Genomic DNA, 24,147 nt, shown 5'->3' with positions numbered 1-24,147 from the left:
CGTCGCGCCCCCGTAAGAACGGGGAGAGGGAGATGACCGCCTCCCTCCGCCTCCGCGCCGGCCTCGTCTCCCTCGTGCTGCTCGCCGCCTTCCTCGGCATCTGGCATCTCGCCACACGCTCGACCGGCACGACGGCGACGATGAGCCCGGAATACGCCAAGCTGATGGGCCTCACGGCGACGCAGGGCAAATCGGCGATGCCCGGGCCGCTCGATGTCGGCGCAAAGCTCTGGGAGCATCTGAAGCGGCCGTTCTACGACAACGGGCCGAACGACAAGGGGCTCGGCATCCAGCTCGGCTATTCCATTGCGCGCGTCGGCACCGGCTATCTGCTGGCCGTGCTGGTGGCGATCCCGCTCGGCTTTCTGATCGGCATGTCGCCGCTGCTGAGCAAGGCGCTCGATCCGTTCATCCAGGTCTTGAAGCCGATCTCGCCTTTGGCCTGGATGCCGCTCGCGCTCTACACAATTAAGGATTCCTCGGTCTCCGCGATCTTCGTCATCTTCATCTGCTCGATTTGGCCGATGCTGCTCAACACGGTGTTCGGCGTCGCGAGCGTGCGCAAGGAATGGATCAACGTCGCGCGGACGCTCGAGGTCGGCACCGTCAGGCGGGCCTTCACCGTGATCCTGCCGGCAGCGGCCCCGACCATCCTGACGGGCATGCGCATCTCGATCGGCATCGCCTGGCTCGTGATCGTCGCTGCCGAGATGCTCGTCGGCGGCACCGGCATCGGCTACTTCGTCTGGAACGAGTGGAATAATTTGTCGATCACCAACGTCATCATCGCGATCCTCCTGATCGGGATCGTCGGCATGCTGCTCGACCAGATCCTGGCGCGCTTCACGCGCATGGTCACGTTTCCGGAGTAGAGGCGATGACCGACAAGTTCATCTCGATCGAAGGCATCGCCAAGCGCTATCCAGGTGCGGGCGGCGCGACGACCACCATCTTCGAGAACCTCTGGCTCTCGATGGCGCGCGGCGAGTTTTGTTGCGTGATCGGCCATTCCGGATGCGGCAAGACCACGGTGCTCAACATCCTCGCCGGGCTCGATGCGCCGAGCGAGGGCGCGGTCATCGTCGACGGTCAGGCGATCTCGGGCACCAGCCTCGACCGCGCCGTGATCTTCCAGAGCCATGCGCTGCTGCCCTGGCGCACGGTGCTCGGCAACGTCGCCTATGCCGTCAGCTCGAAATGGCGCAGCTGGGACCGCGCCAAGGTCAAGGCGCATGCGCAGAAGTTCATCGATCTGGTCGGCCTCTCCGGCGCCGAGCACAAGCGTCCCTCGGAGCTGTCGGGCGGCATGAAGCAGCGCGTCGGCATCGCACGGGCGCTGTCGATCACGCCGAAGATGATGCTGATGGACGAGCCGTTCTCGGCGCTGGACGCGCTGACGCGCGGCACGCTGCAGGACGAGGTGCGGCGGATTTGCCTGGAGACCGGGCAAACCGCGTTCATGATCACCCACGACGTCGACGAGGCGATCTATCTCGCCGACAAGATCTTCCTGATGACCAACGGTCCCGGTGCGGTGCTGGCGGAGGTGGTCGAGAACCCGCTGCCGCGGGACCGCGGCCGCACCGACCTGCACCGCCATCCGCTGTACTACGCGCTGCGCAACCACATCATCGATTTCCTGGTGACGCGCAGCAAGACTTTTACCACTGAAAAGCCGGATCACGATCCGCGCAACGTGCCGACGGTGCAGATCGGCAAGCCCGGGCTCTCGATCGCATCAAGCGGCGAAGAGCCGCGACAGACCAGGATGCCGGGGACAAACCCCGGATTGAGCGCCTGATTTTGTAGACGCATGATCCACGGAGAAACCGCTTCACACTTTTCCGGATCATGCTTTTGAAAGGAGACCCCGACATGAAACGCGAAGACCTCACCGAAAAACTGCTCGACATCAAGCGCGAGAAGGGGTGGAGCTGGAAGCACATCTGCGAAAAGATCGGCGGCTATTCCGAGGTGCTGATCGTCGGTGCGATCATGGGCCAGATGAAGCTGACGAAGCCGCAGGCTGCCAATGCCGGCGAGCTGTTCGGCCTGTCGAAGGCGGAAGTTGCGATGCTCAACGAGGTGCCGATGCGCGGCACCGGCACGCCGATGCCGCCGACCGACCCGCTGATCTACCGCTTCTACGAGATGGTGATGGTGAACGGTCCGGCCTGGAAGGCGCTGATAGAGGAGGAGTTCGGCGACGGCATCATGTCGGCGATCGACTTCGACATGGGCATCGAACGCGTCGCCAACCCCAAGGGCGACCGCGTCAAGATCACCATGAGCGGCAAGTTCCTGCCGTATAAATATTACGGCGCCAGTGGCAACGTGCCGGAGTATGGCTTCAAGGAGGAGTGACCGCGGCGAAGGCGGCGCGCAGCTCGCCGACCGGCGCCATCTCGCGGATGTAGGTGAAGGACCCCTTGTCCTTCATCTCGCGCGCGCAGTTCAGGAACGCTGCGAGCGCGTAGCGCGACATGGCTCCGCCGACGCTGATGCGCTTGACGCCAGCGGCGGACAATTGCTCGACGGTTAGCGTCGGGTCGGCAAAGCCCATCACGTGGTTGAAGGGCTTGCCCAGCGAGGACGCCACCGTCCTGATCGTGGCGAGATCGTACAGGCCCGGCGCGTAGAGGACGTCGGCGCCGGCGGCCTCGAAGGCCTTCAGGCGGCGGATCGTATCGTCGATGTCCTTGCGGCCGTGCAGGAAGTTCTCGGCCCGCGCCGTCAGCGTGAACGGAGTGGGCAGCGCGCGTGCCACCTCCACCGCGGCCTGGACGCGCTCGACGGCGTGGGAGAAGTCGTAGATCGGGCGATCGCGATCGCCGCTGAAATCCTCGATCGAGCCGCCCACCGCGCCAGTGTCTGCGGCACGCCGAATAGCTTCGGCGGCGCGTCTCGGCTCATGTGCGCCGCAATTCTCGAGGTCGACGCTGACGGGCAGGTCGGTCGCTTCCACGATCGTGCGTGCGTTGGCGAGGATGACGTCGAGGCTGACGCCGCTGCTGCCGAGCATGTTGGCGACCCCGAGGCTCGTAGTGGCCAGGGCTTCGAAGCCCATCGCCGCGAGCAGCTTCGCGGTGCCGGCATCCCATGGATTGGGAATGATGAAGGCACCGGGCCGCTCGTGCAACGCGCGAAACGCTCTCGCCTTGTCCAACTGGCTCGTCATGGCTCGTCTCCATTGTCTGTCCCAACGAGCTTTAGGCGCACTTTCGTCATCCGCCAAATTTGTTATTCTGTCAGATATCATCAGCTTTTTGCATGAGGTCGCGATGGACAGTGACGCCCTCAACACCTTCCTGGCGGTTCATCGCAGAGGCGGGATTTCGCATGCCGCGAAATTCCTGCACCGCTCGCAGCCGGCGATTTCGCGCCGTATCGCTCTATTGGAGCAGGAGCTCGGCGTTCCCCTGTTCGAGCGGGTGGCAGGCCGCACCCGGCTGAGCGATGCCGGGCGCGTGCTGATCCCCTATGCCGAGCGCGCAGTCGCCGCGGCGCAGGATGCCGAACAGGCGATCCGCGCACTGACCAAGCAGAATGCAGGGCCGGTTTCGCTGGCCGTGACCGGGACGCTCGCTGACAGCCGCCTCTCGACCATCATGAAGCGGTTTACCAAGGAGCATCCCGCCGTCGTGCTGAGCTTGCGGACGGCGACCAGCGCGGAGGTCAGCGATCTCATCCGGCGCGGCGAGGCCACGATTGGCCTGCGCTACAACGCCGACCGCTCCGGCGATCTCGCCTGCGAGCAGATCCTGCGCGAATCGTTGCAAGTGGTCTGTGCGCCCGACCATCCTCGCGCCGGACAGCGGGTGAAACGCCTCGCCGAGCTTGGTGGCGAGCGCTGGATCGCATTCCCCGAGATTCGCGGGCGCCGCGAGATTGCCGCGGCTCACGTGTTCGCGCTGTTTCTGACGCGGGGACTTGGCGAGGTGGAATGGACGGCCGTGGACAGCCTCACTGCGCAGAAGCGGCTGGTGGAATCGGGCTTCGGTCTTGCACTGCTGGCAAAAAGCCATGTGGCGGAGGAGCTGCGTGCGGGCTCGATCGCGACGATCGCCGTGGGCGACCTTGGTGCGCACCAGGATATCATCCTCGTCACGCGTCGTGACGGGTTTTTGAGCGCTGCCGCAGAGGGCCTGCTCGAAACCATCCGCCGCAACTATGCCGGGCCGAATGTCTCGACCACGCGGGAAGGCAGAAGAAGAACGCCGGCGCGCAAGGCTATTGCGCGCCGGCGGGTCGGTTGACTCGATTATTTCCCCGCCTTCACCTCGGCGGCGGCAACCGCGAGCAACTCGCTCATCTTGGCGCGAATCGCCTGCTCCGTGACGACAACGTTCTTGGCGGCGAAATCGGCCGTCAGCTTGCGCAGGACGTCGGCATCGCCGACCTCCTCGAAATCGGCCGCGACCACCTCCTTGGCATACGCGGTGGCGGCATCACCCGTGATTCCGAGCTTCTCGGCTGCCCACAGGCCGAGCAGCCGGTTGCGGCGGGCCTCCGCCTTGAACTTCTGCTCCTCGTCGAGGGCGTACTTCTTCTCAAAGCCTTCCTGGCGTTTGTCGAACTCGCTCATGCCTGTTCCAAATCCTCGCTGAATGGAGCGGGAGCCTTCCGTTGCGGCGACCCGGCTGCATGCCTACATAGATAGCACGAATCGGCAAAACAACGGGCCGTTAAGCCGCAGGCAAGACGGTATAAGTTGGTGCCGGACGGCCGGATCGATTGTGCTCGGACAGCCAATCGGATAGGTTGCCTAAGGCTTGGTTCCCGTTCTGTTTCCAACGGGTTATAGATGGGTTCCTGGCCGTTCACGGCAGCTCCGCTGTGGGTCGTAATCCTAGTCAACCGGAGCACACCAAATTCATGGATTTCAACAAAACACGGTACATCCCCATGAGCCGTCGGCGTCGCATTTACGAAGGCAAGGCAAAGGTTCTTTACGAAGGCCCCGAGCCCGGTACCCTGATCCAGCACTTCAAGGACGACGCCACCGCGTTCAATGCGAAAAAGCATCAGGTGATCGAGGGCAAGGGCGTCCTCAACAACCGGATCTCGGAGTACCTGTTTCAGCACCTCAACGACATCGGGGTGCCGACCCATTTCATCCGCCGCCTCAACATGCGCGAGCAGTTGATTCGCGAGGTCGAGATCGTGCCGCTCGAGGTGGTGGTGCGGAACGTCGCCGCCGGCTCGCTGTCGCAGCGCCTCGGCATCGAGGAGGGCACGCAGCTGCCGCGCTCGATCATCGAGTTCTATTACAAGAACGACCAGCTCAACGACCCCATGGTGTCGGAAGAGCACATCACAGCCTTCGGCTGGGCGACGCCGCAGGAGATCGACGACATCATGGCGCTCGCCATCCGCGTCAACGACTTCCTCACCGGCCTCTTCCTCGGCATCGGCATCCGCCTCGTCGACTTCAAGATGGAGTGCGGGCGCCTGTTCGAGAACGAGATGATGCGCATCATCGTCGCCGACGAGATCTCGCCGGACAGCTGCCGGCTGTGGGACATCAAGTCGAACGAGAAGCTCGACAAGGATCGTTTCCGCAGGGATCTCGGCGGCCTGCTCGAGGCCTACACCGAAGTTGCAAAGCGTCTCGGCATCCTCATGGAGAACGAGCGTCCCCAGGGCACCGGCCCGGTGCTGGTGAAGAGCTGAAGAGGACTTTTGACGTGAAGGCACGTGTCACCGTTACCCTGAAGACGGGCATCCTCGACCCGCAGGGCAAGGCCATCGAAGGCGCGTTGAAGTCGCTCGGCGTCGACGGCGTCGCCAGCGTCCGCCAGGGCAAGGTGTTCGACATCGAGCTCGCCGGCGCCGACAAGGCCAAGGCGGAGGCGGCGCTGAAGGAAGCCGCGGACAAGCTCTTGGCGAACACCGTGATCGAGAATTATGCGATCGAGATGAAAGCCTGAGCGGAGTGGCGGATATCGGCAAAGAGCTGATTTTCGAGCTGCTGAAGCAGATCGAGCAAACGCTCGGTGATGTCGAATACAAGATCGACGAAATCAGGTCTGAGCTGAGCGCCTGTCGAGAAGAGCAGCTTCTCATGCTGCACGACCTTCAGGTGGCGCAGAGCACGTGGTCTGGCAGACGAGGCATGTAACCAGTCTGAGCGTCTGGACTCACAGCCATCCCGCCCGCCGAAAGCGCCAGTACAGCGACCCGCATGCCGCCAGCATCACGCCGAGCAGCATGAAATAGCCGTACTCCCATTCCAGCTCCGGCATGTGCTTGAAGTTCATGCCGTAGATGCCGGCGAGCGCGGTCGGGACCGCGATGATGGCGAGCCAGGATGCGAGCTTCTTGGACACCGCCGTCTCCTGGGCCTGGCCGACCAAAAGGCTCGCCTCGAAGGCGAAGGCCAGCACCTCGCGCATGGAATCGATGCGCTCCTGGATGTTGCGGACGTGGTCGGTGACGTCGCGGAACAGCGGCTGCATGGCCTGCCGCACCATCGACAGGTCGTCATGCTCCAGCCGGCGGCAGACCTCCACCAGCGGGCCGATCGCGGTCCTGAGCCGCAACAGGTCGCGGCGCAGCATGTAGAGCCGCTCGATCTGCGCCTTGCTGATCTGCTTGGAGAGCACGTCATCCTCGATGCTCTCGATCTCGTCGTGGATGCTCTCCAGCACGGGCGAGTAATTGTCGACGATGAAATCGAGGATGGCATAGAGGATGTAGTCCTCGCCGCGCGCGAGCGCCCGCGGGCAGCTCTCGCAGCGTTCGCGCACCGGCGTGTAGGAGGTCGAAGCGCCGTGGCGCACCGAGACCAGATAGCCTTCGCCGACGAAGATGTGGGTCTCGCCAAAGGCAATGCGCCCCTCGATCAATTGCGCGGTGCGCGCGACGATGAACAGGGCCTCGCCATATTGCTCGATCTTCGGCCGTTGATGGGCGTGGTTGGCGTCCTCGATCGCGAGGTCGTGCAGGTCGAACTGCTTCTGCACCGCGCCGAGCAGCGCCATGTCGGGCTCGTGCAGCCCGATCCACACGACATGGCCGGGCTTGGCTCGCCAGCTCGAGGCCTCGCTGATGGCGATATTGGCGACCCGGCGGCCGTCGACATAAGCGCCGGCGGCGACCACGCCCTCGGCGGATACTGCTTCGGCGAGAGATGCGGGCAGCGACGGGACGTTCATGGCTTCAATCCCGGGCAAATCGAGCGGCCAAAGGCGCGTGGCTATGGCCTGTGTACAAGGGCGCTCCGCAACGCTAGCACTGGTAAAATCTCCGTCAAATGGTTATGTCTGTTCACGAATTGGCCCGTTGGCCAGCCTCGATTCCCAGCCGCGTCGGAACCTCTGCCATGAAAGCCGCCATCCTCGTCTTTCCCGGAATCAACCGCGAGCGCGACATGGCGCGCGCGTTGAGGCTGATCTCCGGCAGCGAGCCCGCGATGGTCTGGCACGCCGAGACCGCGCTGCCTGCGGGCACCGATCTCGTCGTCGTGCCCGGCGGCTTCTCCTACGGCGATTACCTGCGCTGCGGCGCGATTGCGGCGCGTGCACCGGTGATGGATGCGGTGCGCGACTATGCGGCCAAGGGCGGCCTCGTGCTCGGCGTCTGCAACGGCTTTCAGATCCTGTGCGAGTCCGGTCTCTTGCCGGGCGTGTTGATGCGCAACGCGCGGCTGAAATTCATCTGCCGCGACGTGCATCTGCGCGTCGAGCGTTCCGACACGCCGTTCACGCGCGGTTACAATGCCGGCCAGGTGATCCGCGTGCCGGTCGCCCATGGCGAGGGCAATTACGAGGCGGACGAAGAGACCATCAAGCGGCTCGAAGGCGAGGGGCGGGTGCTCTATCGCTACTGCTCCGCCGACGGCGTGGTCGACGAGGCCGCCAACATCAACGGCGCGGCGCATTCGATCGCCGGCATCGTCAACGACCGGGGCAACGTGCTCGGCATGATGCCGCATCCGGAAAACCACGTCGAAGACATCATGGGCTGCACCGATGGTCGCGGCTTGTTCGCCGGTCTCGCCCAGCATCTGGAAAAAGCCGCGTGATCTCGTTCGTGGTGAAGCGTGCGCTCGCCGCGATCGCGGCGCTGGCGTTCGCGACATTTTCGATCGCCACTTGCGCATCCGCGCAGGATTATCCCAAGCGTCCCATCACCATGATCGTGCCGTTCGCGGCCGGCGGCACCTCGGACGTGATCGCGCGCGCGGTGGCCGAGCAGATGGGCATCGCGCTCGGCCAGACCATCGTGATCGAGAATGTTGCGGGGGCCGGCGGCTCGACCGCGCTGGCGCGGGCCTCCCGCGCCGAGCCGGATGGTTATACGATTGCGATCGGCAATGCCGGCACCAATGCCGCGACCTACACGATCTATCCAAAACTGCCGTTCACGCCTGATTCCTTCGTGCCGATCGCGATGGTGGCGAAGACGTTCGGCATCATCGCGCTGCGCAAGGACTTTCCGGCGAAGGACCTGAAAGAGTTCATCGCCTATGCCAAGGCCAATCCGGGCAAGATCAATCTCGGCCATGCCGGCGTCGGCTCCTCGAACTATCTGATCTGCAAAAGCTTCGTCACAGCAGCCGGGATCGACGCGACGCTGATCGGCTATCGCGGCGCCGCGCCTGCGCTGACCGACGCGGTCGGTGGCCAGATCGACGGCGTCTGCGACGCGGCCGCCTCGGTGTCGCAGTCGATCAACGACAAGCTGGTGAAGGGCCTCGTGGTCGGCTCGACCGTTCGGCTCGCCACGCTGCCGGATCTGCCGACCTCGGCGGAAGCGGGCCTGCCCGAGTTCGAGGCACAAGGCTGGAACGGCCTGTTCGCGCCCAAGGGCACGCCGCAGGCCGTCATCGCCAAGCTGAATGCCGCGGCGCGCACAGCCGTCGAGACCGAAGCGGTGAAGAAGCGCTTCGCCGACCTGTCGACCGTCGCGCCCGATGCCGACGAACACGCGCCCGACGTGCTGCAAAAGCTCGTGACGCGCGACGTCGAAAAGTACCGCAAGATGCTGGCGGACGACGCCAACAAGTAGCCTGGCCAAGTTGCCTGCCGGCGGCCGGTGTATGGCCGCCCGGAAGCTTACTGGAGCACAGGAATGCGGGCGATGACCTTGATCTCGAAGTCGAAGCCGGCCAGCCAGTTCACGCCGACGGCCGTCCAGTTCGGATAGGGCGGCTCGCCGATCTCTTCGGCGCGAACGGCCATCACCGTCTCGATCTGGCTCGCCGGATCGGTGTGGAACGTGGTGACATCGACGACATCGTCCAGCGTGCATCCACCAGCGGCGAGCACGGCACGCAAATTGGCGAACGCGCGCCGGACCTGGTCCTCGAACACCGGTTCGGGCGAGCCGTCCTCGCGGCTGCCGACCTGTCCCGACACGAACAGCAGGTCGCCGGAGCGGATCGCCGCGGAGTACCGATGCACTTGATAGAGCGCGTGGCGGTTCGCGGGGAAGATTGCCTCTCGCTGGGGCATGGCAGGGCCTTTCGGTTGATGGGCGTGAGCGGATCGTGGGTGTTCCATGGCTGGCGCGTCACGGCAATTTCAGATACGTTTCGTATGTGAGATATCGCTCACATACGAGGCGTATGTCAAGGGGCAGGGCATGGCAAAGGGGAAGCGCGCCGCGGCCATGGCGGAAAATCGGGCCAGGCTCATCCGCGCCGCACGCGCGGCATTTGCCACGCAGGGCTATGCAGACGCGTCGATGGACGAGCTCACTGCGGCCGTCGGTCTGACGCGGGGCGCGCTGTATCACAACTTCGAAGACAAGAAGGGGCTGCTCTGGGCCGTCGTCGAGCAGATCGACGGTGAAATGGCGGAGCGGCTCCGCATCGTTCGGGAGCGAGCGCCCAGCCCGTGGCTGGGCCTGCTCGCCGAGGGAAGCGCCTATATCGAAATGGCGCTCGAACCTGAGATCCAGCGCATCATGCTCCTGGATGGACCTGCCGTGCTCGGCGATCCCTCCAAATGGCCCGGCGAGAACGCCTGTCTCGATATCACCATGCGAACGATCCGTGCGCTGATCGAGGAGGGAATCGTGAAGCCGGTCGATGTCGAAGCGGCGGGGCGGTTGCTGAACGGGGCTGCGCTCAGCGCCGCCTTGTGGGTCGCGGCAGCCGACGATCCCAAGAATGTGCTGAGCAAGGCCGTCGACGCGTTTCGAGTGCTGGCGAGTGGATTGCTACGCGAGGCGCGTGAACCTGCATAGATTTTGCGGCGACTGACTCCTCGTCACCATTACGGCGCGCGTTCGGGTTCGCTGATTCTTGCCGGTTGAGGCAACTCAAAGTTGTTTCATCGGTTCGATTGCGATATCAGGAGGCCGGCTGTCGTTGTGCTTTCCGGATGTCACATGCCTGTTGCTTTGGTCGTTCTGCTGCTCGATATCACGCTGATCTATCACGCCTCGCGAACCGGACGGTTGCGGCCCTGGGCCTTCATCATCCTGCTGGTGCCGATGATGGGCGCGATCGCCTATATCGCGGTCGAGCTCATTCCTGAATGGTTTTCCAGCCCCGGTGCCCGGCAGGCGCGCCAGCGTGTCGCCAATCGCCTCGATCCCGAGAAGCGCTATCGCGAGCTGTCCGACCAACTCGCCGGCACCGACACCATCGCCAACCGTGCGGCGCTGGCGGAAGAGTGCGCGAATATCGGCCGGTTCGGCGAAGCTGAAGCGCATTATGATCACATCCTGAAGCTGCCGATGGGCCACGATCCCGCCTACGCGCTGGGCAGGGCGCAGGCGCAATTTGCCGCCAGCCGCCCGGCCGATGCGCTGGCGACGCTGGACGATCTGCAGAAGCAATGGCCCGATTTCGATTCCGCCGACGCGCATCTGCTCTATGCCCGCGCGCTCGCCGAGGTCGGACGTGTCGACGAGGCGCTGGAGGAATATCACGCGCTCGCCGGCTACTTCCCCGGCGCCGAGGCGCGGGTGCGCTACGGCATGCTGCTGCAAACGGTCGGCCGCACCGCAGAGGCGCGCATGGTCTTCAACGAGCTCCTGATCCAGATGCGGCGCGCGCCGAAATATCTGCGCAAGGCGCAGGCCGAGTGGCTGTCGATTGCGGAGAAGCAGTTGTCGGCGTGAGGAGTCCGGCCCGCGTGAGTTGTTTTGATGCCTTGGGCGATTCCTTTTGATTGTTCGGCCCACATTTGAGAGAACGTTGTGCCCGCTGACGTCGCCGAGCGGCGTCGTCATTCGCAGCAACGCCAGGAAGCATGCAACATGGTGAGTGACACAAACGTCCGGGCTGGTCAGTGCCATTGCGGAGCGGTGCGTTTCGAGGCGTCGCTGAGCGACGGTTTCAATTCGATCCGCCGCTGCACCTGCTCTTACTGCCGGATGCGCGGTGCGGTCGTCGTCATGGCGGAGATGGGCGGCATAAAGTTCCTGAAGGGCGAGGATGCGCTGACGAGCTACCGCTTCCATACCGGATCAGCGCAGCATTTCTTCTGTTCCCGCTGCGGAATCTACACGCATCATCAGCGTCGATCGGACCAGAATCTGTATGCTGTCAACGTGGCTTGCCTCGACGGGGTAAGTCCGTTCGATTTTCCTGAGGTGCCCGTCATGGACGGCGTCAATCACACCAACGACACAGGAAAACCGACGCGCCGTGCAGGTACCCTCCGCTTTATTTCGGCGGATTGACCATCGCCGTCGGCTACCGCCACTTCAACCGCTCCGCCGGCACCGTCATCGCCGCAACACCGGCCATCACCAGCAATAACCCCAGTGCGAGGTTCGACGGCACGCTCTCGCCGAGCAGCAGCACCGAGAGGCCGACGCCGATCGGAATGCGCAGATAGCCTTGGGCGTTGGTCGTCAGCGTGCCGAGCCGGCCGAGGCAGACGTAGAACAGCAACAGGCCCAATGCGCTGGAAACGATGCCCATGACGATGGTGGCGACGATCGCGGTCGGAGTCGGTTGCAGCGTCCAGGGCTGGTCGATGATCAGCGCGGGCGGCAGCAGCACGAGACCGCCGAACAGCAGAGAGCCGGTTGCCACCACCATCGGATCGTACTCGGAGAGACGGAGGCCGAAGATGGTCGCGCAGGCAAAGGAAATGGTGGCAAGCAGGATCGCGATCTCCGCTACGATCTCGCTGCCAAGGCCATGCAAAGCATCGAGCCCGACGATCGCGACGGTGCCGGCCAGTCCCAGGATCGCGCCCGCGAGCTTGAGCAGCGTCGCCGGCTCGTGCCGCGTGATCAGCGAGGTGATCAGGAAGGCGAAGATCGGCGTCGTCGAAGCCAGCACCACCGTGTTCGACGCCGGCACGTATTGCTGCGACCAGGTGATGACCAGAAACGGAAAGGTCGAGTTGATCAGCTGCTGGGTCGCAAACAGCTTCCACGCCTTCACGTCGGTCGGCAGCTTGACGCCGCGCATCCGCAGGATCGCGAACAGAAAGAGGAACGCGATCAGCGAGCGCGCCGAGATGAAGGTGATCGGCGGAATGGTGGGAAGCGCGAGCTTGGTCAGCGGATAGGTCGAGCTCCAGCAGCAGGCGAGCGCGAGCAGCAACGCATAGTCGCGCCAGTTTCGCACGCCGGTAGCGGCTGTGGACGGCAACGGCGTCGATGCGGACGCCGCCGTGCGACCCGCCTCCGATGTGCTCTGCGGCACCTTGTTCTTGCTCCCCGACGCAAACGCGCTTGCCGGCGAGTCTGGGCGAGGGCGCGCGAAAAGGGAAGGCGTCGAGCTATGCGTTTGGCTGAGGGAGTGCCTTCCGCTTCATCCGCTTGATCGTTCCGGAAAAGGTCAGCAGCAGCCGCTCGCCCGACACCATCTTGCCGCGCAGGAAGATCAGCGAGCCGCCGGCGCGGGTGACCTCGCCGGTGCATTCGATCAGCTCGCCCTCGCGTGCCGCATCGAGGAATTCGCAGGCGAAATTGGTCGTCACCGCCCGGCTGTCCAGGACATGGGTGGCGATCGCAAACAGCGAATAGTCAGCAAAGGCCATGTAGCAGCCGCCATGGACGTTGCCGGAGCCGTTGAGGTGTTTCCTCTCGACGCGGAAGGCGCTGCGGACGCTGCCGTCGGCCTCGATCCGGTGCCAGAACGGGCCGACATGGGACTCAAAACTGTCGCGAATCCAGGTCCGCCACCCCACAAATTCGCCCTCGGTGGCGACGTGGAGGTCGGGGCGGCGGGGCGGGGGCGCTTTGGTCAATTCGTGCAAGGAAATAGGCCTTCAATTGCGGGTCTTTAGACCTTAAATCCGATCCGACCGCGCCGTGCAATTCCCGTTCCCGCCGGCCCTGCCGGCGCAAAACGTGGGACAGCGGGAAAATGCGCCATAAAGGGCTTTTCGAAGCCGTCCGATGTTCCTAAGAACGGCCAAACCGCCGCCGAAAGCCTCGAATCCATGAAGAACGAACCCAAGATCACCCCCGAACTGGTTGCCGCCCACGGGCTCAAGCCCGACGAGTATGAGCGCATCCTGAAGCTGATCGGGCGGGAGCCGACCTTCACCGAGCTCGGCATCTTCTCGGCGATGTGGAACGAGCATTGCTCGTACAAGTCCTCGCGCATCCATCTGCGCGGCCTGCCGACCAAGGCGCCCTGGGTGATCCAGGGCCCCGGCGAGAATGCCGGCGTGATCGACATCGGCGACGGCCAGGCCGTGGTCTTCAAGATGGAGAGCCACAACCATCCGAGCTATATCGAGCCTTATCAGGGCGCGACCACCGGCGTCGGCGGCATTTTGCGCGACGTCTTCACCATGGGCGCGCGCCCGATCGCCTGCCTCAATGCGCTGAGCTTCGGCGCGCCCGAGCATCCGAAGACGCGGCATCTCGTCTCCGGCGTCGTGGCGGGCGTCGGCGGCTACGGCAATTCCTTCGGCGTGCCGACGGTGGGCGGCCAGGTGCGCTTCCACACCCGCTACGACGGCAACATCCTCGTCAACGCCATGGCGGTGGGCCTCGCCGACGCCGACAAGATCTTCTATGCGGCAGCTTCCGGCGTGAACATGCCGATCGTCTATTTGGGCTCCAAGACCGGCCGCGACGGCATCCACGGCGCCTCGATGGCCTCGGCCGAGTTCGACGACAAGTCCGAGGAGAAGCGCCCGACCGTGCAGGTCGGCGATCCCTTCGCCGAGAAGCTGCTGCTCGAGGCCTGCCTTGAGATCATGGAAAAGGGCTGCGTCATCGCGATCCAGGACATGGGCGCAGCGGGCCTGACCTGCTCGGCGGTGGAGATGGGCGCCAAGGGCGACCTCGGCGTCGACCTCGACCTCGATGCGGTGCCGACCCGCGAGGCCGGCATGAGCGCCTACGAGATGATGCTCTCGGAGAGCCAGGAGCGCATGCTCATGGTGCTCAAGCCCGAGAAGGAGAAGGAAGCCGAGGCGATCTTCACGAAGTGGGGGCTCGATTTTGCGATTGTCGGCTACACCACGCCGAGCAAGCGCTTCCTGGTCAAGCATGGCGGCGACGTCATGGCCGATTTGCCGATCAAGGAGCTCGGCGACGAGGCGCCGGTCTATGATCGCCCGCACGTTCCGTCCACAGCGCTGCCGGTCGTGCATGCCCGCGACGTGCCGGCGCCGATGGGCCTTGGAGCTGCGCTGGAGAAGCTGATCGGCACGCCGGACATGTGCTCGAAGCGCTGGGTCTGGGAGCAGTACGATCACGTCATCCTCGGCAACACCATGCAGCGTCCCGGCGGCGACGCCGCCGTCGTGCGCGTGCAGGACGGGCCGAAGGGCCTCGCGCTCACTGTCGACGTCACGCCGCGCTATTGCGAGGCCGATCCTTATCAAGGCGGGATGCAGGCGGTCGCGGAAGCCTGGCGTAACATCACCGCGGTCGGCGGCAAGCCGCTCGCGATCACCGACAATCTCAACTTCGGCAACCCTGAAAGGCCCGAGATCATGGGCCAGTTCGTCGGCTGCCTCAAGGGCATCTCGGAAGCCTGCCGCACGCTGCACTTCCCGGTCGTGTCCGGCAACGTCTCGCTCTACAACGAGACCAACGGCCGCGCGATCCTCCCCACGCCCTCGATCGGCGGTGTCGGCCTGCTCGACGATTTCACCAAGTCGGCGTCGCTCGCCTTCAAGGCCGAGGGAGAGGCGATCCTCCTGATCGGCGAGACCCATGGCTGGCTCGGCCAGTCCGTCTATCTGCGCGACATCTGCGGCCGCGAGGAGGGCGCGCCGCCACCGGTCGATCTTGCGGCCGAGAAGCGCAACGGCGATTGCGTGCGCGGCATGATCCATGCGGGCACCGCGACCGCCGTGCATGATTTGTCGGACGGCGGCCTCCTGATCGCCCTGGCCGAGATGGCGATGGCGGGCGGCATCGGCGCCAAGCTGCTGGCGGCACCGACTGCGCTGGTGCCGCAGGCCTACTGGTTCGGCGAGGACCAGGCGCGCTATCTCGTCACCGTGCCGGAAACCGAAGCCGGCCGCGTGCTCGCCAAGATGCGCGGCTGCGAGGTGCCCTGCGTGCGGATCGGCACCACCGGCGGCGATGCCATCGCGATCGCGGGCGAGACGCCGGTTACGATCGACAGCTTGCGCAAGTCGTTCGAGCGCTGGCTGCCGGAATATATGAGCGGCAAGGCGGCGTAAGGCGCTGCCACAAATCAGATCTGTAGCCCGGATGGAGCGTAAGCGTAATCCGGGACCGCTATCACTTGTGGCGAGGTCCCGGATTGCGCTGCGCTCCATCCGGGCTACGGACCGAGAGACCGCGCCTCACAACACGCGTGACGCACCCGGGATCTGCCGCAACGCTCGCGTCAGCGCCCAGCTCGCCGCGACCGTGAGTACGAACCCGACCGTAGCCTTGACGACCGCCGGCAGGTCATAGTCGAACAGCCAGTATTGCAGCCACAATGCGATCGGATAGTGCACCAGGAACATGCCGAACGCGTCGCCCTGCATTGGATCGAGCAGCCTGGCTGAGCCTGATTGCTTGAACCTCTGGAAAAGGGCCAGGATCAGAAACATGATGGCCACGCTGAAGACGGTGAAGCAGATGGCATACAGCGCTTCATACCAGTCCGGCAGCGGCGACGGGTTGCCCAGTATTTCGCGCTTGATGAAGATCAGCCCCCACAACAGGCAATAAGGAACGATCGCGAGGACCATCCAGTCCCAGCTGACCTTTGCCATGCGGCCGTCGACCGAGAGCAGCCCACGATCCATTTGCGCAACACCGATGCCGGCACCGAAAAAGAAATAGGTCGCGTACAGCATCACGCGCCCGTGCTGGACCGAGAACGGCCCGAACTCGAACCAGCTGCTGTGTCCGTAGTGAACCAGCCCGGGAATGTAGAACGCGGCGGTGACGGCCAGCATGACCGCGAAGAACACGGCGGGCCGGCGGCGACCGTGTAGCGAGAGGCGATTGATCGGATCGAGCAGGTTGGGTGACAGCCGGTACAAAAGGCAGGCAACCAGGTCGAAGGCGAACAAGACCCAAAGGAACCAAATCGGTCCGCTCGGCCACGGGCCTTTCGTGACCATATTCCACCAGAATTCCGCAAAACCGATCTCGGGATGGTGCCGCAGGGAGATCGCGTAATAGGCGAGCGGAATGACTGTAAAGGCGCAGATCGCGAAGGGTAGGCCAAGCCGAAGCAGGCGATCTGCCAAATAGCTCCGGACTCCCTTCCGGGCGATGCCAGACCAGGCGAACAGTCCCGACAGGAAGAAGAACATCGCCATGAAGAAGCTGTCGGTGGCGAGCACGATCATGTCGAAGCCGAAGAAATAACTCGGATCGGTATGACCGAAATAGGTATAGGGGATCACCGCGTGATGCAGCAGCACCACCAGAGTGAGGAAGGTGCGGGCGCGATCGATCGCCAAATTGCGCACCTTGCTCGTGGGCGCGGCATGCACCTCCGCGCCGATCGTCGCTGAATGTGACATCGTCATCGTGGCCGCCCCGATCCTGACCTCGGCTGGACTCTGCCGCCGGGAACTCGATTCAGCAAGGGCCGTTTGTTTCGGAGGTCGCCCCCGACCACCTCTAGGAACCAGTTCCTCGCAGCAATGTTAGCGTTCGCCGAAAACAGCGTAGGCCGTGAGACGCGGCAGTTCGGAGCTGGCGATGTCGATCCTGAAATGGGCCCTGATCTTCCTACTTGTCTCGATCGTGGCCGGCGTGCTCGGCTTCACCGGAATCTCGGCCGCCTCCGCCGATATCGCACGCTTCCTGTTCTACGTCTTCGTGGCGATCTTCCTGGTGCTGCTGATACTGGGACTCACGATCTTCAGGGCGTAGCTGATTCAGCCCTCTCCGCCGTCATCGCCGGCTCGACCCGGCCATCCACGCCTTACCGCGTGCAGAACGTGGATGCCGGGCATGACGATTGGGGGTTGCGGCGCTTATCCCACTTCCTCGATCTTCACCTTGTCCGGATAGAACGCGAGATGGCCTGAAATCTCCGTCATCGCGGGGAAGGGTGTCTCGTAGGTCCAGATCGCGTTGTCCAGCGTCTTGCCGTCCGCCTTGACGCTGTAATAGTTCGCGTCCCCCTTGTAGGGGCAATGGGTGACGCGGTCGGTACGCTCCAACAGGGCCATGTTGGCGTCCTCCCGCGGTACATATTGCACTGCCGGATATCTGGCCTCCTTCAAGGTCAGCGCCTTGCTGGTCTCGGCGATCACGATGTCGCCCGCCGTGACGCGGACGCGCCGGGGATTTGGGGTGATGGTGATCGGGTGGTCGGGCCCTGGAAGCTTCATGATTTCACGCCTTTTCGATCAATCTGCCGCGCGCGGCACTTTGTCGTGCCTTTGTCCTGATGGGATCAGGGATATAGTGCCGGAAGGCGTGACGTAGAAGGCCGTTCACGCTAAGTTTGACCTTGCCGGCGAGGGGACCCCCGGCAGCGATTCGATGATGAGGCTGCTTTGCAGCCGAGATAAGGAGCAAGACCCGAATGCCCATGGACGCCCACGATATCGAGGCGATGATCAAGGCAGCGATCCCCGATGCCGAGGTGACCATCCGTGACCTCGCCGGCGACGGCGACCACTATGCCGCGACCGTGATCTCGGAATCCTTCCGTGGCAAATCGCGCGTCCAGCAGCACCAGATCGTCTACCAGTCCCTGCGTGGCCAGATGGGCGGCGTGCTGCACGCGCTGGCGCTGCAAACCGGCGTGCCAGGTACTTGACGAAGCTGCACCTGACCTGACCAGCGCCACGAGGGGACGATGATGGCTGCGGACAATCCGCACGGCGCGATGTTCCGCGTCATTGTGCCGAACCAGCACAGCCGCGTCACTTTCGTCGAGCTGTTCTTCGACCTTGTCTTCGTCTTCGCCGTCACGCAGATATCGCACACGCTGCTGCACCATTTCACGCCGCTCGGCGCCGTGCACGTCGCGGTGCTGTTTCTCGCGGTGTGGTGGCTGTGGGTTTTCACCGCCTGGGTTACCAACTGGCTCAATCCCGAGCTGACCCCGGTCCGGCTCCTGCTCTTTGCGATGATGTTGGGCGGCCTCGTGCTGTCGACCACGATCCCGACCGCCTTCGACGGCCGTGGCCTGTGGTTCGCGATTGCCTATGCGGCCATGCAGGTGGGGCGTACCGCGTTCTGGCTGCTCGCAACGCCGCTGCATCGAACAGCGGTGCGGCATAACGCAATCCGCATCCTGACCTGGCTGTCGATCTCCGCGGCGTTGTGGATCGCGGGCGGCCTGGCCGAGGGCGAGAGGCGGCTATGGCTGTGGATCGCGGCGGTTACCTGGGAATACATCTCGCCGGCCGCGCGGTTCTGGGTGCCGAAGCTGGGCTTTTCTTCCGTTGAGGCCTGGGCGGTCGAAGGCGGCCATATGGCCGAGCGTTGCGGTCTATTCGTCATCATCGCGCTCGGCGAGGCCATTATCGTCAACGGCGCGACCTTCGCTGAACTGGAGTGGACCGCGAGCAACATTCTCGCCTTCGTCTCAGCGCTGGTCGGCGCCATCGCGATGTGGTGGATCTATTTCCACAAGGGCGCGGAGGCCGGCTTGGAGCGGATCTCGAAGTCAAGCGAGTCCGGCCGCCTGGCGCGGCTCGCCTACACCTATCTGCATATGCCGATCATCGCCGGCATCATCCTGACCGCGGTCTCGGACGAACTGGTACTGAAGCATCCGTCCGGCCATTCCGACGTCCGCACGGTTCTGAGCACGATCGGCGGCCCGCTGGTGTTTCTGATCGGCACCATCCTGTTCAAGCACGCGGTCCGCGGCTTCCTCCAGCTTTCGCACGGCATCGGCATCATCGCGCTATTGGTGCTGTGGTGGTTTGCGTCGGATTTGTCGCCGCTGTGGCTCTCGATCGCGACGAGCGCCATTTTGATCGTGGTGGCGGTGTGGGAGTCGGTGTCGCTGGGGTCGGCGCCCGAAGAAGCCGAGGAGCATTGAAGCCCGGCCTTACTCCGCGACCTCCAGCGCGTGCACCGAGAACATCTTCGCCGCATCCGTCCAGCTCTCGCGGACCCGCCAGCCCGCGCCCTGGGCCAGCGCGGCAAAACGCGCGATGCTGTATTTGTAGCTGTTCTCTGTGTGGATGCTCTCGCCCGGGCGGAACGAGAAGCTGGTGCCCAGCAGGCGCACGGTCTGGCTCTTCCTGCTGATCAGGTGCATCTCGATGCGGTGCCGCTCGCGGTTGTAGATCGCGCGATGGGTGAAGGCGGACAGGTCGAAATTGCCGCCGAGCTCGCGGTTGATGCGCACCAGCACATTGAGGTTGAAGCGCGCGGTGACGCCGGCCGCATCGTTATAGGCGTCGAAGAGGATCCGCTCGTCCTTCTCGAGATCGGCGCCGATGATCATCTGCGCGCCCTTGCCGAGGATCTTGCGCGCGCTTTTCAGGAAGGCCTGCGCTTCCTGCGGCTCGAAATTGCCGATGGTGGAGCCGGGGAAGAAGCCGACCTTCGGCATGGATGCAACCTGCTTGGGCAGCTCGAACGGCGTCGTGAAATCGGCCGCCACCGGATAGATGCCGAGCGCTGGGAAATCCCGCTTCAGGCCGCTCGCCTGTGCCTTCAGGAAGTCGCCGGAGATGTCGACGGGGACATAGGCTGCGAATTTGCAATGATCGAGCAGCAGGCGCACCTTCGTGGTCGCGCCGGCGCCGAACTCGACCAGCGCGGCGTGCTCCGGGATGATGCTTGCGATCTCGCTTCCGCGCTCCTTCAGGATCGATAGCTCGGTGCGCGTCGGATAATATTCCGGCAGCTTGGTGATCGCCTCGAACAGCTCCGATCCGGTCGCGTCGTAGAAATATTTCGGCGACAGTTTTTTCGGCTGCTGCGAGAGGTCCTCGATGGCCTCGCGGGCAAAGGCGGTGGTCTGCTCGTCGGGAAGATGGGCCTCGGCCAAAGCGCTGGCGTGCACATTCATGATACTCTCCTGAACGCGCTGTCCGGCGCGCATCTGTCGTCGGAATACTTAGTCGTAATCGGCAAGCCGCAGCCCGGTGAACTGCCAGCGGTGGTGCGGATAGAAGAAGTTGCGATAGGTGGTACGGCTGTGGCCTTGCGGAGTTGCAAGCGAGGAGCCGCGCAGCACCAGCTGGTTGACCATGAACTTGCCGTTGTACTCGCCGAGCGCGCCCTCGACGGCGCGATAGCCGGGGTAGGGCGCGTAGGGGCTGCGGGTCCATTGCCAGACGAGGCCGAAGGCGTCGTTGAGCTGGCCAGCGCGGGCCGCGACCTCCCATTCCATCTCGGTCGGCAGGTGTTTTCCGGACCAGCGCGCGAACGCGTCCGCTTCGTAATAGCTGATGTGGCAGACCGGCGCGTCCGGATCGACCGGCTTGAGGCCGGCCAGCGTCATCACCTGCCATGCGCCGTCGACCTCGCGCCAATAGCCGGGGGCTTGCCAATCTTCCTTGCTGGCCGCGGCAAAGCCGTCCATCAGCCACAGGGTTGCGGTCCGGTAGCCGCCGTCCTGCATGAAGGCGAGCCACTCGGCATTGGTGACCAGATTGCGGGCGATCCTGACCGGGCCGACCAGGGCGCGGTGCGCCGGCTTCTCGTTGTCGAAATGAAAGCCGTCGTCGACATGGCCGACGGTGTGGATGCCTTCGTTCAGCGTCAGCCAGTCATCGGCGCCGCGCGTTGCGGCCGGGAAGCGCCAGGCCGGGTCATACGCCGGATAGATCGGGTTCTGCGCAAAGGCATGCAGGATGTCGGTGAACATCAGCTCCTGATGCTGCTGCTCGTGATTGAGCCCGACCTCGACCAGCGGCGCGATTGCGCGGAGCTTGTCCGCGCCCGCCTCGCGGAAGAATTTGCTGACGGCCGTATCGACGTATTTGCGATAGGCGCCGACCTCGTCGGCGCTGGGGCGGGTGATGTCGCCGCGATGATTGCGAGCATGTCGCGGGCCGGCGCTGACGTAGTAGGAATTGAACAGGAACGCGAAATCGGGGTGGAAGGGCCGGTAGCCCGCAGCATGCTCGCCGAGCAGGAATTGCTCCCAGAACCAGGTCGTATGGGCCCGGTGCCATTTGGTCGGGCTGGCATCCGGCATGGACTGGATCTGCTGGTCCTCGGGCGACAGCGGTGCGGCCCGGCGTTCGGTCTCATTGCGGACAGTCGAGAACGCCGCTTCCAGCCGCTGGGCGAGTTCGTCCTCGCGGGAGGACGGTGACGAACGCAGGGAGGCCGTGGCTGAGGCTTGTTTCGTCACGTTTTTCTCCAGACAGGACAAGAGAACGTTGTTCGCACGACCCGGTTCCATGAACAGGGTTCGTCCTAGATAGGGGCTCCGTTACGGTATGAAAGTCCTCTGCGGCGATGATATTGATGTCATCAGCCTATGGACCCGGCTGGGGTCAATCCGGCCGCGGGGACCCGTCGCCGCCATTTTACTTTGGATGCACAACGGTTTGGGCTACATATATGGGCAGGTATCGGGTTAAATCGGCTGAGCCGGCCCGAAGCAATTGGTGAGGGCTCTGCCCCAGAAGGACATGGATATGAGCATCGCGGAATTCATCGACAATGAAGTGAAGTCGAACGACGTGGTTCTGTTCATGAAGGGGACGCCGCAATTTCCGCAGTGCGGTTTCTCCGGCCAGGTGGTCCAGATCCTCGACCATATCGGTGTCGGCTATAAGGGGCTCAACGTTCTCGAATCCGCCGAGCTGCGCAACGGCATCAAGGAATATTCGAACTGGCCGACCATCCCGCAGCTCTATGTGAAGGGCGAGTTCATCGGCGGCTGCGACATCGTCCGCGAGATGTTCCAGGCCGGCGAATTGCAGCAGCTCTTCTCCGAGAAGGGCGTCGTCGTCGCGGCCTGACACGTGACCGTGCTGACGCGCCGGATTGGCGGCGCGGAGCTCGAGGTCATCGTCGCCGATATCACCACACTCGGCGTTGACGCCATCGTCAACGCCGCGAACACGTCGCTCCTTGGCGGGGGCGGCGTGGATGGCGCGATCCATGACGCCGCTGGTCCCGAGCTTCTCGCCGAATGTCAGACGCTCGGGGGATGCCCGACCGGCGATGCCAAGATCACGAAGGGCTATCGTCTGCCCGCCCGATACGTGATCCATGCCGTCGGTCCGGTCTGGCACGGCGGCACTCGCGGCGAGGCGGCGGCACTTCGTTCCTGTTACCGCCGTGCGCTGGAGCTCTCCCAGGCCAATGCGCTGACTTCGCTGGCGTTCTCCGCGATCTCGACCGGCGTATATCGTTTTCCTGCCGACCAGGCGGCAAAGATCGCGGTCCATGCCGCCATCGAAGCCCTGCCTGCTGCGCCGTTGGTTGCGCACGTCATATTTTGTTGTTTCTCGGAGGCAAGCGCCGCCCTCCAGTCGGATGTCTTGGCGCGGTACGGCAGCCCTTGTGCCTGATGACGCGGTCGGTACACTCCGAGGCGCCATGTTCCGGGGAGGGGATATGATTTCACAATTTGGACTGCGTGCGCTCGCCTGCGGCGCGTTGGTGTCGCTTGCCGCGATCTCGCCGGCGCGCGCGGAGGGCACTTACGAGATTCCGGCCGGCGCACGTTTCAACCAGGAGAAGCTCGGCAGGATCACCGAGTTCTTCAAGAACGAGGTTGCGACGGGCAAGATCGCCGGTGCAAACGTGCTGATCCAGCAGCATGGCAAGCCGGTCTATCACGAAGTCTTCGGCGTTCAGGACGTGGTCAGCAAGGCTCCGATCACGGACAAGACCATCTTCCGCCTGTTCTCGATGACCAAGGCGATCACTGCGGTGGTCTCGATGCAATTGGTCGAGGAGGGCAAGATCAAGCTGGACGATCCCGTCTCGAAATACATTCCCTCCTTCGCCAATGTGAAGGTCGGTGTCGAGAAGAAGGCGGAGGACGGCACGAAATCGCTCGAGCTGGTGCCGCCGAAGCGGCCGATGACCGTGCACGATCTGATGACGCACACCTCGGGCATCACCTACGGCTTCTACGGCGACAGCCTGGTCCGCAAGGCCTATCGTGAGGCCAACATCTATGCCGGCGACTTCGATCTGGCCGAGTTCGCCGAACGCATCGCCAAGCTGCCGTTGCACAACCAGCCGGGCGCGCTCTGGCAATACGGCCACTCGACCGACGTGCTGGCGCGTGTGATGGAGGTCGCCGCCGGCAAGCCGCTGATCGACATCATGCGCGAGAAGCTGCTCGATCCTCTCGGCATGGTCGATACCGGCTTCTTGGTCACGGACCCCGCGAAGCAGAAGCTTCTGGCCCAGCCCGTGCCGAACGATGCCGATTTCCGCGTCGGCCGCATCAATGATCCGACGGTCGTCAAGAAGATCCAGTTCGCCAGCGGCGGCATGGTCACGACCATGGCGGATTACAGGCGCTTTTCGCAGATGCTGCTCAATGGCGGCAGTCTCGACGGCAAGACCATCCTCAAGCCCGAGACGTTCAAGCTGATGACCACTGATCAGGTCGGCCCCGGCTCCGGCGTCGAGCGCGACTATTTCTATTTCCCCGGCGACGGCTTTGGCTTCGGCCTCGGGCTTGCGGTCCGTACCGGGCCCGGCAATGCCAAGCCGCCGCCGCCCGGCAACCTCGGCGAACTCAAATGGGACGGCGCCTCCGGCTGCTATTTCGTGATCGACCCCAAGCAGGACATGTTCTTCGTGCTGCTGGAGCAGACCCCGAGCGAGCGCCAGCGCGTGCAGCGGACATTGAAGCAGCTGGTTTATGAAGCCATGGAGAAGTGA

Annotated in this window: 29 protein-coding genes; 19 read left to right on the top strand and 10 right to left on the bottom strand. The window is 63.9% G+C overall.

What is annotated here, in order from left to right; all coding sequences use genetic code 11:
- Nucleotides 1-32: 32 nt before the first annotated feature.
- The 3 genes from ntrB (at nucleotide 33) to cynS (ending at nucleotide 2,364) form a co-directional block, all read left to right on the top strand.
- On the top strand, nucleotides 33-872 hold the full coding sequence (gene ntrB, locus I6F16_RS31085; protein WP_036027853.1) for a nitrate ABC transporter permease: 840 nt from the start codon (nucleotides 33-35) through the stop codon (nucleotides 870-872).
- A 5-nt stretch (nucleotides 873-877) separates the two neighbouring features.
- Nucleotides 878-1,801: an ABC transporter ATP-binding protein gene (locus tag I6F16_RS31080; RefSeq protein WP_225114226.1), complete on the top strand. Its 924-nt coding sequence runs from the start codon at nucleotides 878-880 to the stop codon at nucleotides 1,799-1,801.
- Between the two features lie 74 nt (nucleotides 1,802-1,875).
- Nucleotides 1,876-2,364, top strand: a complete 489-nt coding sequence (cynS, locus tag I6F16_RS31075) for a cyanase (protein WP_025037304.1) — start codon at nucleotides 1,876-1,878, stop codon at nucleotides 2,362-2,364.
- On the opposite strand, the gene I6F16_RS31070 is transcribed toward cynS, so the two are convergent.
- Nucleotides 2,351-3,178, bottom strand: a complete 828-nt coding sequence (locus I6F16_RS31070) for an isocitrate lyase/phosphoenolpyruvate mutase family protein (protein ID WP_225114225.1) — start codon at nucleotides 3,176-3,178, stop codon at nucleotides 2,351-2,353. The genes cynS and I6F16_RS31070 overlap by 14 nt on opposite strands.
- Before the next feature lie 103 nt (nucleotides 3,179-3,281).
- Between I6F16_RS31070 and I6F16_RS31065 the strand changes: the two genes are divergently transcribed.
- On the top strand, nucleotides 3,282-4,256 hold the full coding sequence (locus tag I6F16_RS31065; RefSeq protein ID WP_225174272.1) for a LysR family transcriptional regulator: 975 nt from the start codon (nucleotides 3,282-3,284) through the stop codon (nucleotides 4,254-4,256).
- A gap of 5 nt (nucleotides 4,257-4,261) precedes the next feature.
- On the opposite strand, the gene I6F16_RS31060 is transcribed toward I6F16_RS31065, so the two are convergent.
- Complete coding sequence (locus I6F16_RS31060) at nucleotides 4,262-4,585, bottom strand: DUF1476 domain-containing protein (protein WP_225114223.1); 324 nt, start codon at nucleotides 4,583-4,585, stop codon at nucleotides 4,262-4,264.
- Nucleotides 4,586-4,905: 320 nt separating this feature from the next.
- Between I6F16_RS31060 and purC the strand changes: the two genes are divergently transcribed.
- Genes purC through I6F16_RS31045 form a run of 3 tightly spaced genes read left to right on the top strand, consistent with a single transcriptional unit; the run spans nucleotide 4,906 to nucleotide 6,121 of the window.
- A complete protein-coding gene (gene purC / locus I6F16_RS31055) occupies nucleotides 4,906-5,673 on the top strand; it encodes a phosphoribosylaminoimidazolesuccinocarboxamide synthase (protein ID WP_172782948.1) in 768 nt (255 codons plus the stop codon).
- 14 nt (nucleotides 5,674-5,687) lie between these two features.
- Nucleotides 5,688-5,930, top strand: coding sequence for a phosphoribosylformylglycinamidine synthase subunit PurS (gene purS / locus I6F16_RS31050; RefSeq protein WP_036012950.1), 243 nt, complete (start codon nucleotides 5,688-5,690; stop codon nucleotides 5,928-5,930).
- Between the two features lie 5 nt (nucleotides 5,931-5,935).
- A complete protein-coding gene (locus I6F16_RS31045; protein ID WP_036043481.1) occupies nucleotides 5,936-6,121 on the top strand; it encodes a hypothetical protein in 186 nt (61 codons plus the stop codon).
- A 19-nt stretch (nucleotides 6,122-6,140) separates the two neighbouring features.
- Here the strand turns inward: I6F16_RS31045 and I6F16_RS31040 are convergent, their stop codons facing one another.
- A complete protein-coding gene (locus I6F16_RS31040; protein WP_225114222.1) occupies nucleotides 6,141-7,157 on the bottom strand; it encodes a magnesium and cobalt transport protein CorA in 1,017 nt (338 codons plus the stop codon).
- Between the two features lie 167 nt (nucleotides 7,158-7,324).
- On the opposite strand from I6F16_RS31040, the gene purQ reads away from it, so the two are divergent.
- The gene (gene purQ / locus I6F16_RS31035) at nucleotides 7,325-8,026 is read left to right on the top strand and encodes a phosphoribosylformylglycinamidine synthase subunit PurQ (RefSeq protein ID WP_036012944.1); all 702 of its coding nucleotides are present in this window, start codon (nucleotides 7,325-7,327) and stop codon (nucleotides 8,024-8,026) included.
- Nucleotides 8,023-9,012 (top strand): tripartite tricarboxylate transporter substrate binding protein BugD, encoded by a 990-nt coding sequence (locus tag I6F16_RS31030; protein WP_225114221.1) that lies wholly within the window; start codon nucleotides 8,023-8,025, stop codon nucleotides 9,010-9,012. The genes purQ and I6F16_RS31030 overlap by 4 nt, the downstream gene beginning before the upstream one ends.
- 47 nt (nucleotides 9,013-9,059) lie before the next feature.
- Here the strand turns inward: I6F16_RS31030 and I6F16_RS31025 are convergent, their stop codons facing one another.
- Nucleotides 9,060-9,458, bottom strand: coding sequence for a RidA family protein (locus I6F16_RS31025; protein WP_109143224.1), 399 nt, complete (start codon nucleotides 9,456-9,458; stop codon nucleotides 9,060-9,062).
- Between the two features lie 130 nt (nucleotides 9,459-9,588).
- Between I6F16_RS31025 and I6F16_RS31020 the strand changes: the two genes are divergently transcribed.
- From I6F16_RS31020 to I6F16_RS31010, 3 genes are all read left to right on the top strand, one after another.
- Nucleotides 9,589-10,194 carry a TetR/AcrR family transcriptional regulator gene (locus tag I6F16_RS31020; RefSeq protein WP_225114259.1) on the top strand — a complete coding sequence of 202 codons (606 nt, stop codon included), beginning with the start codon at nucleotides 9,589-9,591 and terminating at the stop codon, nucleotides 10,192-10,194.
- Nucleotides 10,195-10,338: 144 nt separating this feature from the next.
- On the top strand, nucleotides 10,339-11,076 hold the full coding sequence (locus I6F16_RS31015; protein WP_225174271.1) for a tetratricopeptide repeat protein: 738 nt from the start codon (nucleotides 10,339-10,341) through the stop codon (nucleotides 11,074-11,076).
- Nucleotides 11,077-11,214: 138 nt separating this feature from the next.
- Nucleotides 11,215-11,640 carry a GFA family protein gene (locus tag I6F16_RS31010; protein WP_225114258.1) on the top strand — a complete coding sequence of 142 codons (426 nt, stop codon included), beginning with the start codon at nucleotides 11,215-11,217 and terminating at the stop codon, nucleotides 11,638-11,640.
- 13 nt (nucleotides 11,641-11,653) lie between these two features.
- On the opposite strand, the gene I6F16_RS31005 is transcribed toward I6F16_RS31010, so the two are convergent.
- On the bottom strand, nucleotides 11,654-12,619 hold the full coding sequence (locus I6F16_RS31005) for a DMT family transporter (RefSeq protein ID WP_225114219.1): 966 nt from the start codon (nucleotides 12,617-12,619) through the stop codon (nucleotides 11,654-11,656).
- Between the two features lie 76 nt (nucleotides 12,620-12,695).
- A complete protein-coding gene (locus I6F16_RS31000) occupies nucleotides 12,696-13,175 on the bottom strand; it encodes a PaaI family thioesterase (RefSeq protein ID WP_057029481.1) in 480 nt (159 codons plus the stop codon).
- Nucleotides 13,176-13,361: 186 nt separating this feature from the next.
- Here I6F16_RS31000 and purL point away from each other — a divergent pair, with 186 nt between their 5' ends.
- On the top strand, nucleotides 13,362-15,572 hold the full coding sequence (gene purL, locus I6F16_RS30995; RefSeq protein ID WP_225114218.1) for a phosphoribosylformylglycinamidine synthase subunit PurL: 2,211 nt from the start codon (nucleotides 13,362-13,364) through the stop codon (nucleotides 15,570-15,572).
- A 126-nt stretch (nucleotides 15,573-15,698) separates the two neighbouring features.
- Here purL and I6F16_RS30990 read toward each other — a convergent pair whose 3' ends face one another.
- Nucleotides 15,699-16,886: an acyltransferase gene (locus tag I6F16_RS30990; RefSeq protein ID WP_225114217.1), complete on the bottom strand. Its 1,188-nt coding sequence runs from the start codon at nucleotides 16,884-16,886 to the stop codon at nucleotides 15,699-15,701.
- A gap of 175 nt (nucleotides 16,887-17,061) precedes the next feature.
- Here I6F16_RS30990 and I6F16_RS30985 point away from each other — a divergent pair, with 175 nt between their 5' ends.
- Nucleotides 17,062-17,235 (top strand): DUF1328 domain-containing protein, encoded by a 174-nt coding sequence (locus tag I6F16_RS30985; protein WP_225114216.1) that lies wholly within the window; start codon nucleotides 17,062-17,064, stop codon nucleotides 17,233-17,235.
- 104 nt (nucleotides 17,236-17,339) lie between these two features.
- Here I6F16_RS30985 and I6F16_RS30980 read toward each other — a convergent pair whose 3' ends face one another.
- Nucleotides 17,340-17,699, bottom strand: coding sequence for a DUF427 domain-containing protein (locus I6F16_RS30980; RefSeq protein ID WP_036043505.1), 360 nt, complete (start codon nucleotides 17,697-17,699; stop codon nucleotides 17,340-17,342).
- 197 nt (nucleotides 17,700-17,896) lie between these two features.
- On the opposite strand from I6F16_RS30980, the gene I6F16_RS30975 reads away from it, so the two are divergent.
- Both I6F16_RS30975 and I6F16_RS30970 read left to right on the top strand, forming a co-directional pair.
- Complete coding sequence (locus tag I6F16_RS30975) at nucleotides 17,897-18,133, top strand: BolA family transcriptional regulator (RefSeq protein ID WP_011088461.1); 237 nt, start codon at nucleotides 17,897-17,899, stop codon at nucleotides 18,131-18,133.
- A 42-nt stretch (nucleotides 18,134-18,175) separates the two neighbouring features.
- Complete coding sequence (locus I6F16_RS30970; RefSeq protein ID WP_225114257.1) at nucleotides 18,176-19,369, top strand: low temperature requirement protein A; 1,194 nt, start codon at nucleotides 18,176-18,178, stop codon at nucleotides 19,367-19,369.
- Nucleotides 19,370-19,378: 9 nt separating this feature from the next.
- On the opposite strand, the gene egtD is transcribed toward I6F16_RS30970, so the two are convergent.
- Nucleotides 19,379-20,350, bottom strand: coding sequence for an L-histidine N(alpha)-methyltransferase (gene egtD / locus I6F16_RS30965; RefSeq protein ID WP_036027840.1), 972 nt, complete (start codon nucleotides 20,348-20,350; stop codon nucleotides 19,379-19,381).
- A gap of 48 nt (nucleotides 20,351-20,398) precedes the next feature.
- Complete coding sequence (egtB, locus tag I6F16_RS30960) at nucleotides 20,399-21,694, bottom strand: ergothioneine biosynthesis protein EgtB (protein ID WP_225114215.1); 1,296 nt, start codon at nucleotides 21,692-21,694, stop codon at nucleotides 20,399-20,401.
- A 238-nt stretch (nucleotides 21,695-21,932) separates the two neighbouring features.
- On the opposite strand from egtB, the gene grxD reads away from it, so the two are divergent.
- The 3 genes from grxD to I6F16_RS30945 are packed head-to-tail and all read left to right on the top strand — an operon-like array spanning nucleotide 21,933 to nucleotide 24,147.
- Nucleotides 21,933-22,259 (top strand): Grx4 family monothiol glutaredoxin, encoded by a 327-nt coding sequence (grxD, locus tag I6F16_RS30955; protein ID WP_018647423.1) that lies wholly within the window; start codon nucleotides 21,933-21,935, stop codon nucleotides 22,257-22,259.
- Between the two features lie 3 nt (nucleotides 22,260-22,262).
- Nucleotides 22,263-22,814 (top strand): O-acetyl-ADP-ribose deacetylase, encoded by a 552-nt coding sequence (locus I6F16_RS30950; protein WP_225114214.1) that lies wholly within the window; start codon nucleotides 22,263-22,265, stop codon nucleotides 22,812-22,814.
- A 46-nt stretch (nucleotides 22,815-22,860) separates the two neighbouring features.
- Nucleotides 22,861-24,147, top strand: coding sequence for a serine hydrolase domain-containing protein (locus I6F16_RS30945; protein ID WP_225114213.1), 1,287 nt, complete (start codon nucleotides 22,861-22,863; stop codon nucleotides 24,145-24,147).

It is taken from the genome of Bradyrhizobium sp. IC4060, from assembly GCF_020193715.1.
In the GTDB taxonomy this organism is placed as follows: Bacteria; Pseudomonadota; Alphaproteobacteria; order Rhizobiales; family Xanthobacteraceae; genus Bradyrhizobium; species Bradyrhizobium yuanmingense.
This window is presented reverse-complemented; position numbering and strand designations above follow the sequence as displayed.

Bases quoted from the DNA above. Each gene is read 5' to 3' on its own strand.
- ntrB (WP_036027853.1), top strand. From the start codon at position 33: ATGACCGCCTCCCTCCGCCTCCGCGCCGGCCTCGTCTCCCTCGTGCTG.
- I6F16_RS31080 (WP_225114226.1), top strand. From the start codon at position 878: ATGACCGACAAGTTCATCTCGATCGAAGGCATCGCCAAGCGCTATCCA.
- cynS (WP_025037304.1), top strand. From the start codon at position 1,876: ATGAAACGCGAAGACCTCACCGAAAAACTGCTCGACATCAAGCGCGAG.
- I6F16_RS31070 (WP_225114225.1), bottom strand. From the start codon at position 3,178: ATGACGAGCCAGTTGGACAAGGCGAGAGCGTTTCGCGCGTTGCACGAG.
- I6F16_RS31065 (WP_225174272.1), top strand. From the start codon at position 3,282: ATGGACAGTGACGCCCTCAACACCTTCCTGGCGGTTCATCGCAGAGGC.
- I6F16_RS31060 (WP_225114223.1), bottom strand. From the start codon at position 4,585: ATGAGCGAGTTCGACAAACGCCAGGAAGGCTTTGAGAAGAAGTACGCC.
- purC (WP_172782948.1), top strand. From the start codon at position 4,906: ATGAGCCGTCGGCGTCGCATTTACGAAGGCAAGGCAAAGGTTCTTTAC.
- I6F16_RS31040 (WP_225114222.1), bottom strand. From the start codon at position 7,157: ATGAACGTCCCGTCGCTGCCCGCATCTCTCGCCGAAGCAGTATCCGCC.
- purQ (WP_036012944.1), top strand. From the start codon at position 7,325: ATGAAAGCCGCCATCCTCGTCTTTCCCGGAATCAACCGCGAGCGCGAC.
- I6F16_RS31025 (WP_109143224.1), bottom strand. From the start codon at position 9,458: ATGCCCCAGCGAGAGGCAATCTTCCCCGCGAACCGCCACGCGCTCTAT.
- I6F16_RS31020 (WP_225114259.1), top strand. From the start codon at position 9,589: ATGGCAAAGGGGAAGCGCGCCGCGGCCATGGCGGAAAATCGGGCCAGG.
- I6F16_RS31015 (WP_225174271.1), top strand. From the start codon at position 10,339: ATGCCTGTTGCTTTGGTCGTTCTGCTGCTCGATATCACGCTGATCTAT.
- I6F16_RS31010 (WP_225114258.1), top strand. From the start codon at position 11,215: ATGGTGAGTGACACAAACGTCCGGGCTGGTCAGTGCCATTGCGGAGCG.
- purL (WP_225114218.1), top strand. From the start codon at position 13,362: ATGAAGAACGAACCCAAGATCACCCCCGAACTGGTTGCCGCCCACGGG.
- I6F16_RS30990 (WP_225114217.1), bottom strand. From the start codon at position 16,886: ATGACGATGTCACATTCAGCGACGATCGGCGCGGAGGTGCATGCCGCG.
- I6F16_RS30985 (WP_225114216.1), top strand. From the start codon at position 17,062: ATGTCGATCCTGAAATGGGCCCTGATCTTCCTACTTGTCTCGATCGTG.
- I6F16_RS30980 (WP_036043505.1), bottom strand. From the start codon at position 17,699: ATGAAGCTTCCAGGGCCCGACCACCCGATCACCATCACCCCAAATCCC.
- I6F16_RS30975 (WP_011088461.1), top strand. From the start codon at position 17,897: ATGCCCATGGACGCCCACGATATCGAGGCGATGATCAAGGCAGCGATC.
- I6F16_RS30970 (WP_225114257.1), top strand. From the start codon at position 18,176: ATGGCTGCGGACAATCCGCACGGCGCGATGTTCCGCGTCATTGTGCCG.
- egtD (WP_036027840.1), bottom strand. From the start codon at position 20,350: ATGAATGTGCACGCCAGCGCTTTGGCCGAGGCCCATCTTCCCGACGAG.
- egtB (WP_225114215.1), bottom strand. From the start codon at position 21,694: ATGGAACCGGGTCGTGCGAACAACGTTCTCTTGTCCTGTCTGGAGAAA.
- grxD (WP_018647423.1), top strand. From the start codon at position 21,933: ATGAGCATCGCGGAATTCATCGACAATGAAGTGAAGTCGAACGACGTG.
- I6F16_RS30945 (WP_225114213.1), top strand. From the start codon at position 22,861: ATGATTTCACAATTTGGACTGCGTGCGCTCGCCTGCGGCGCGTTGGTG.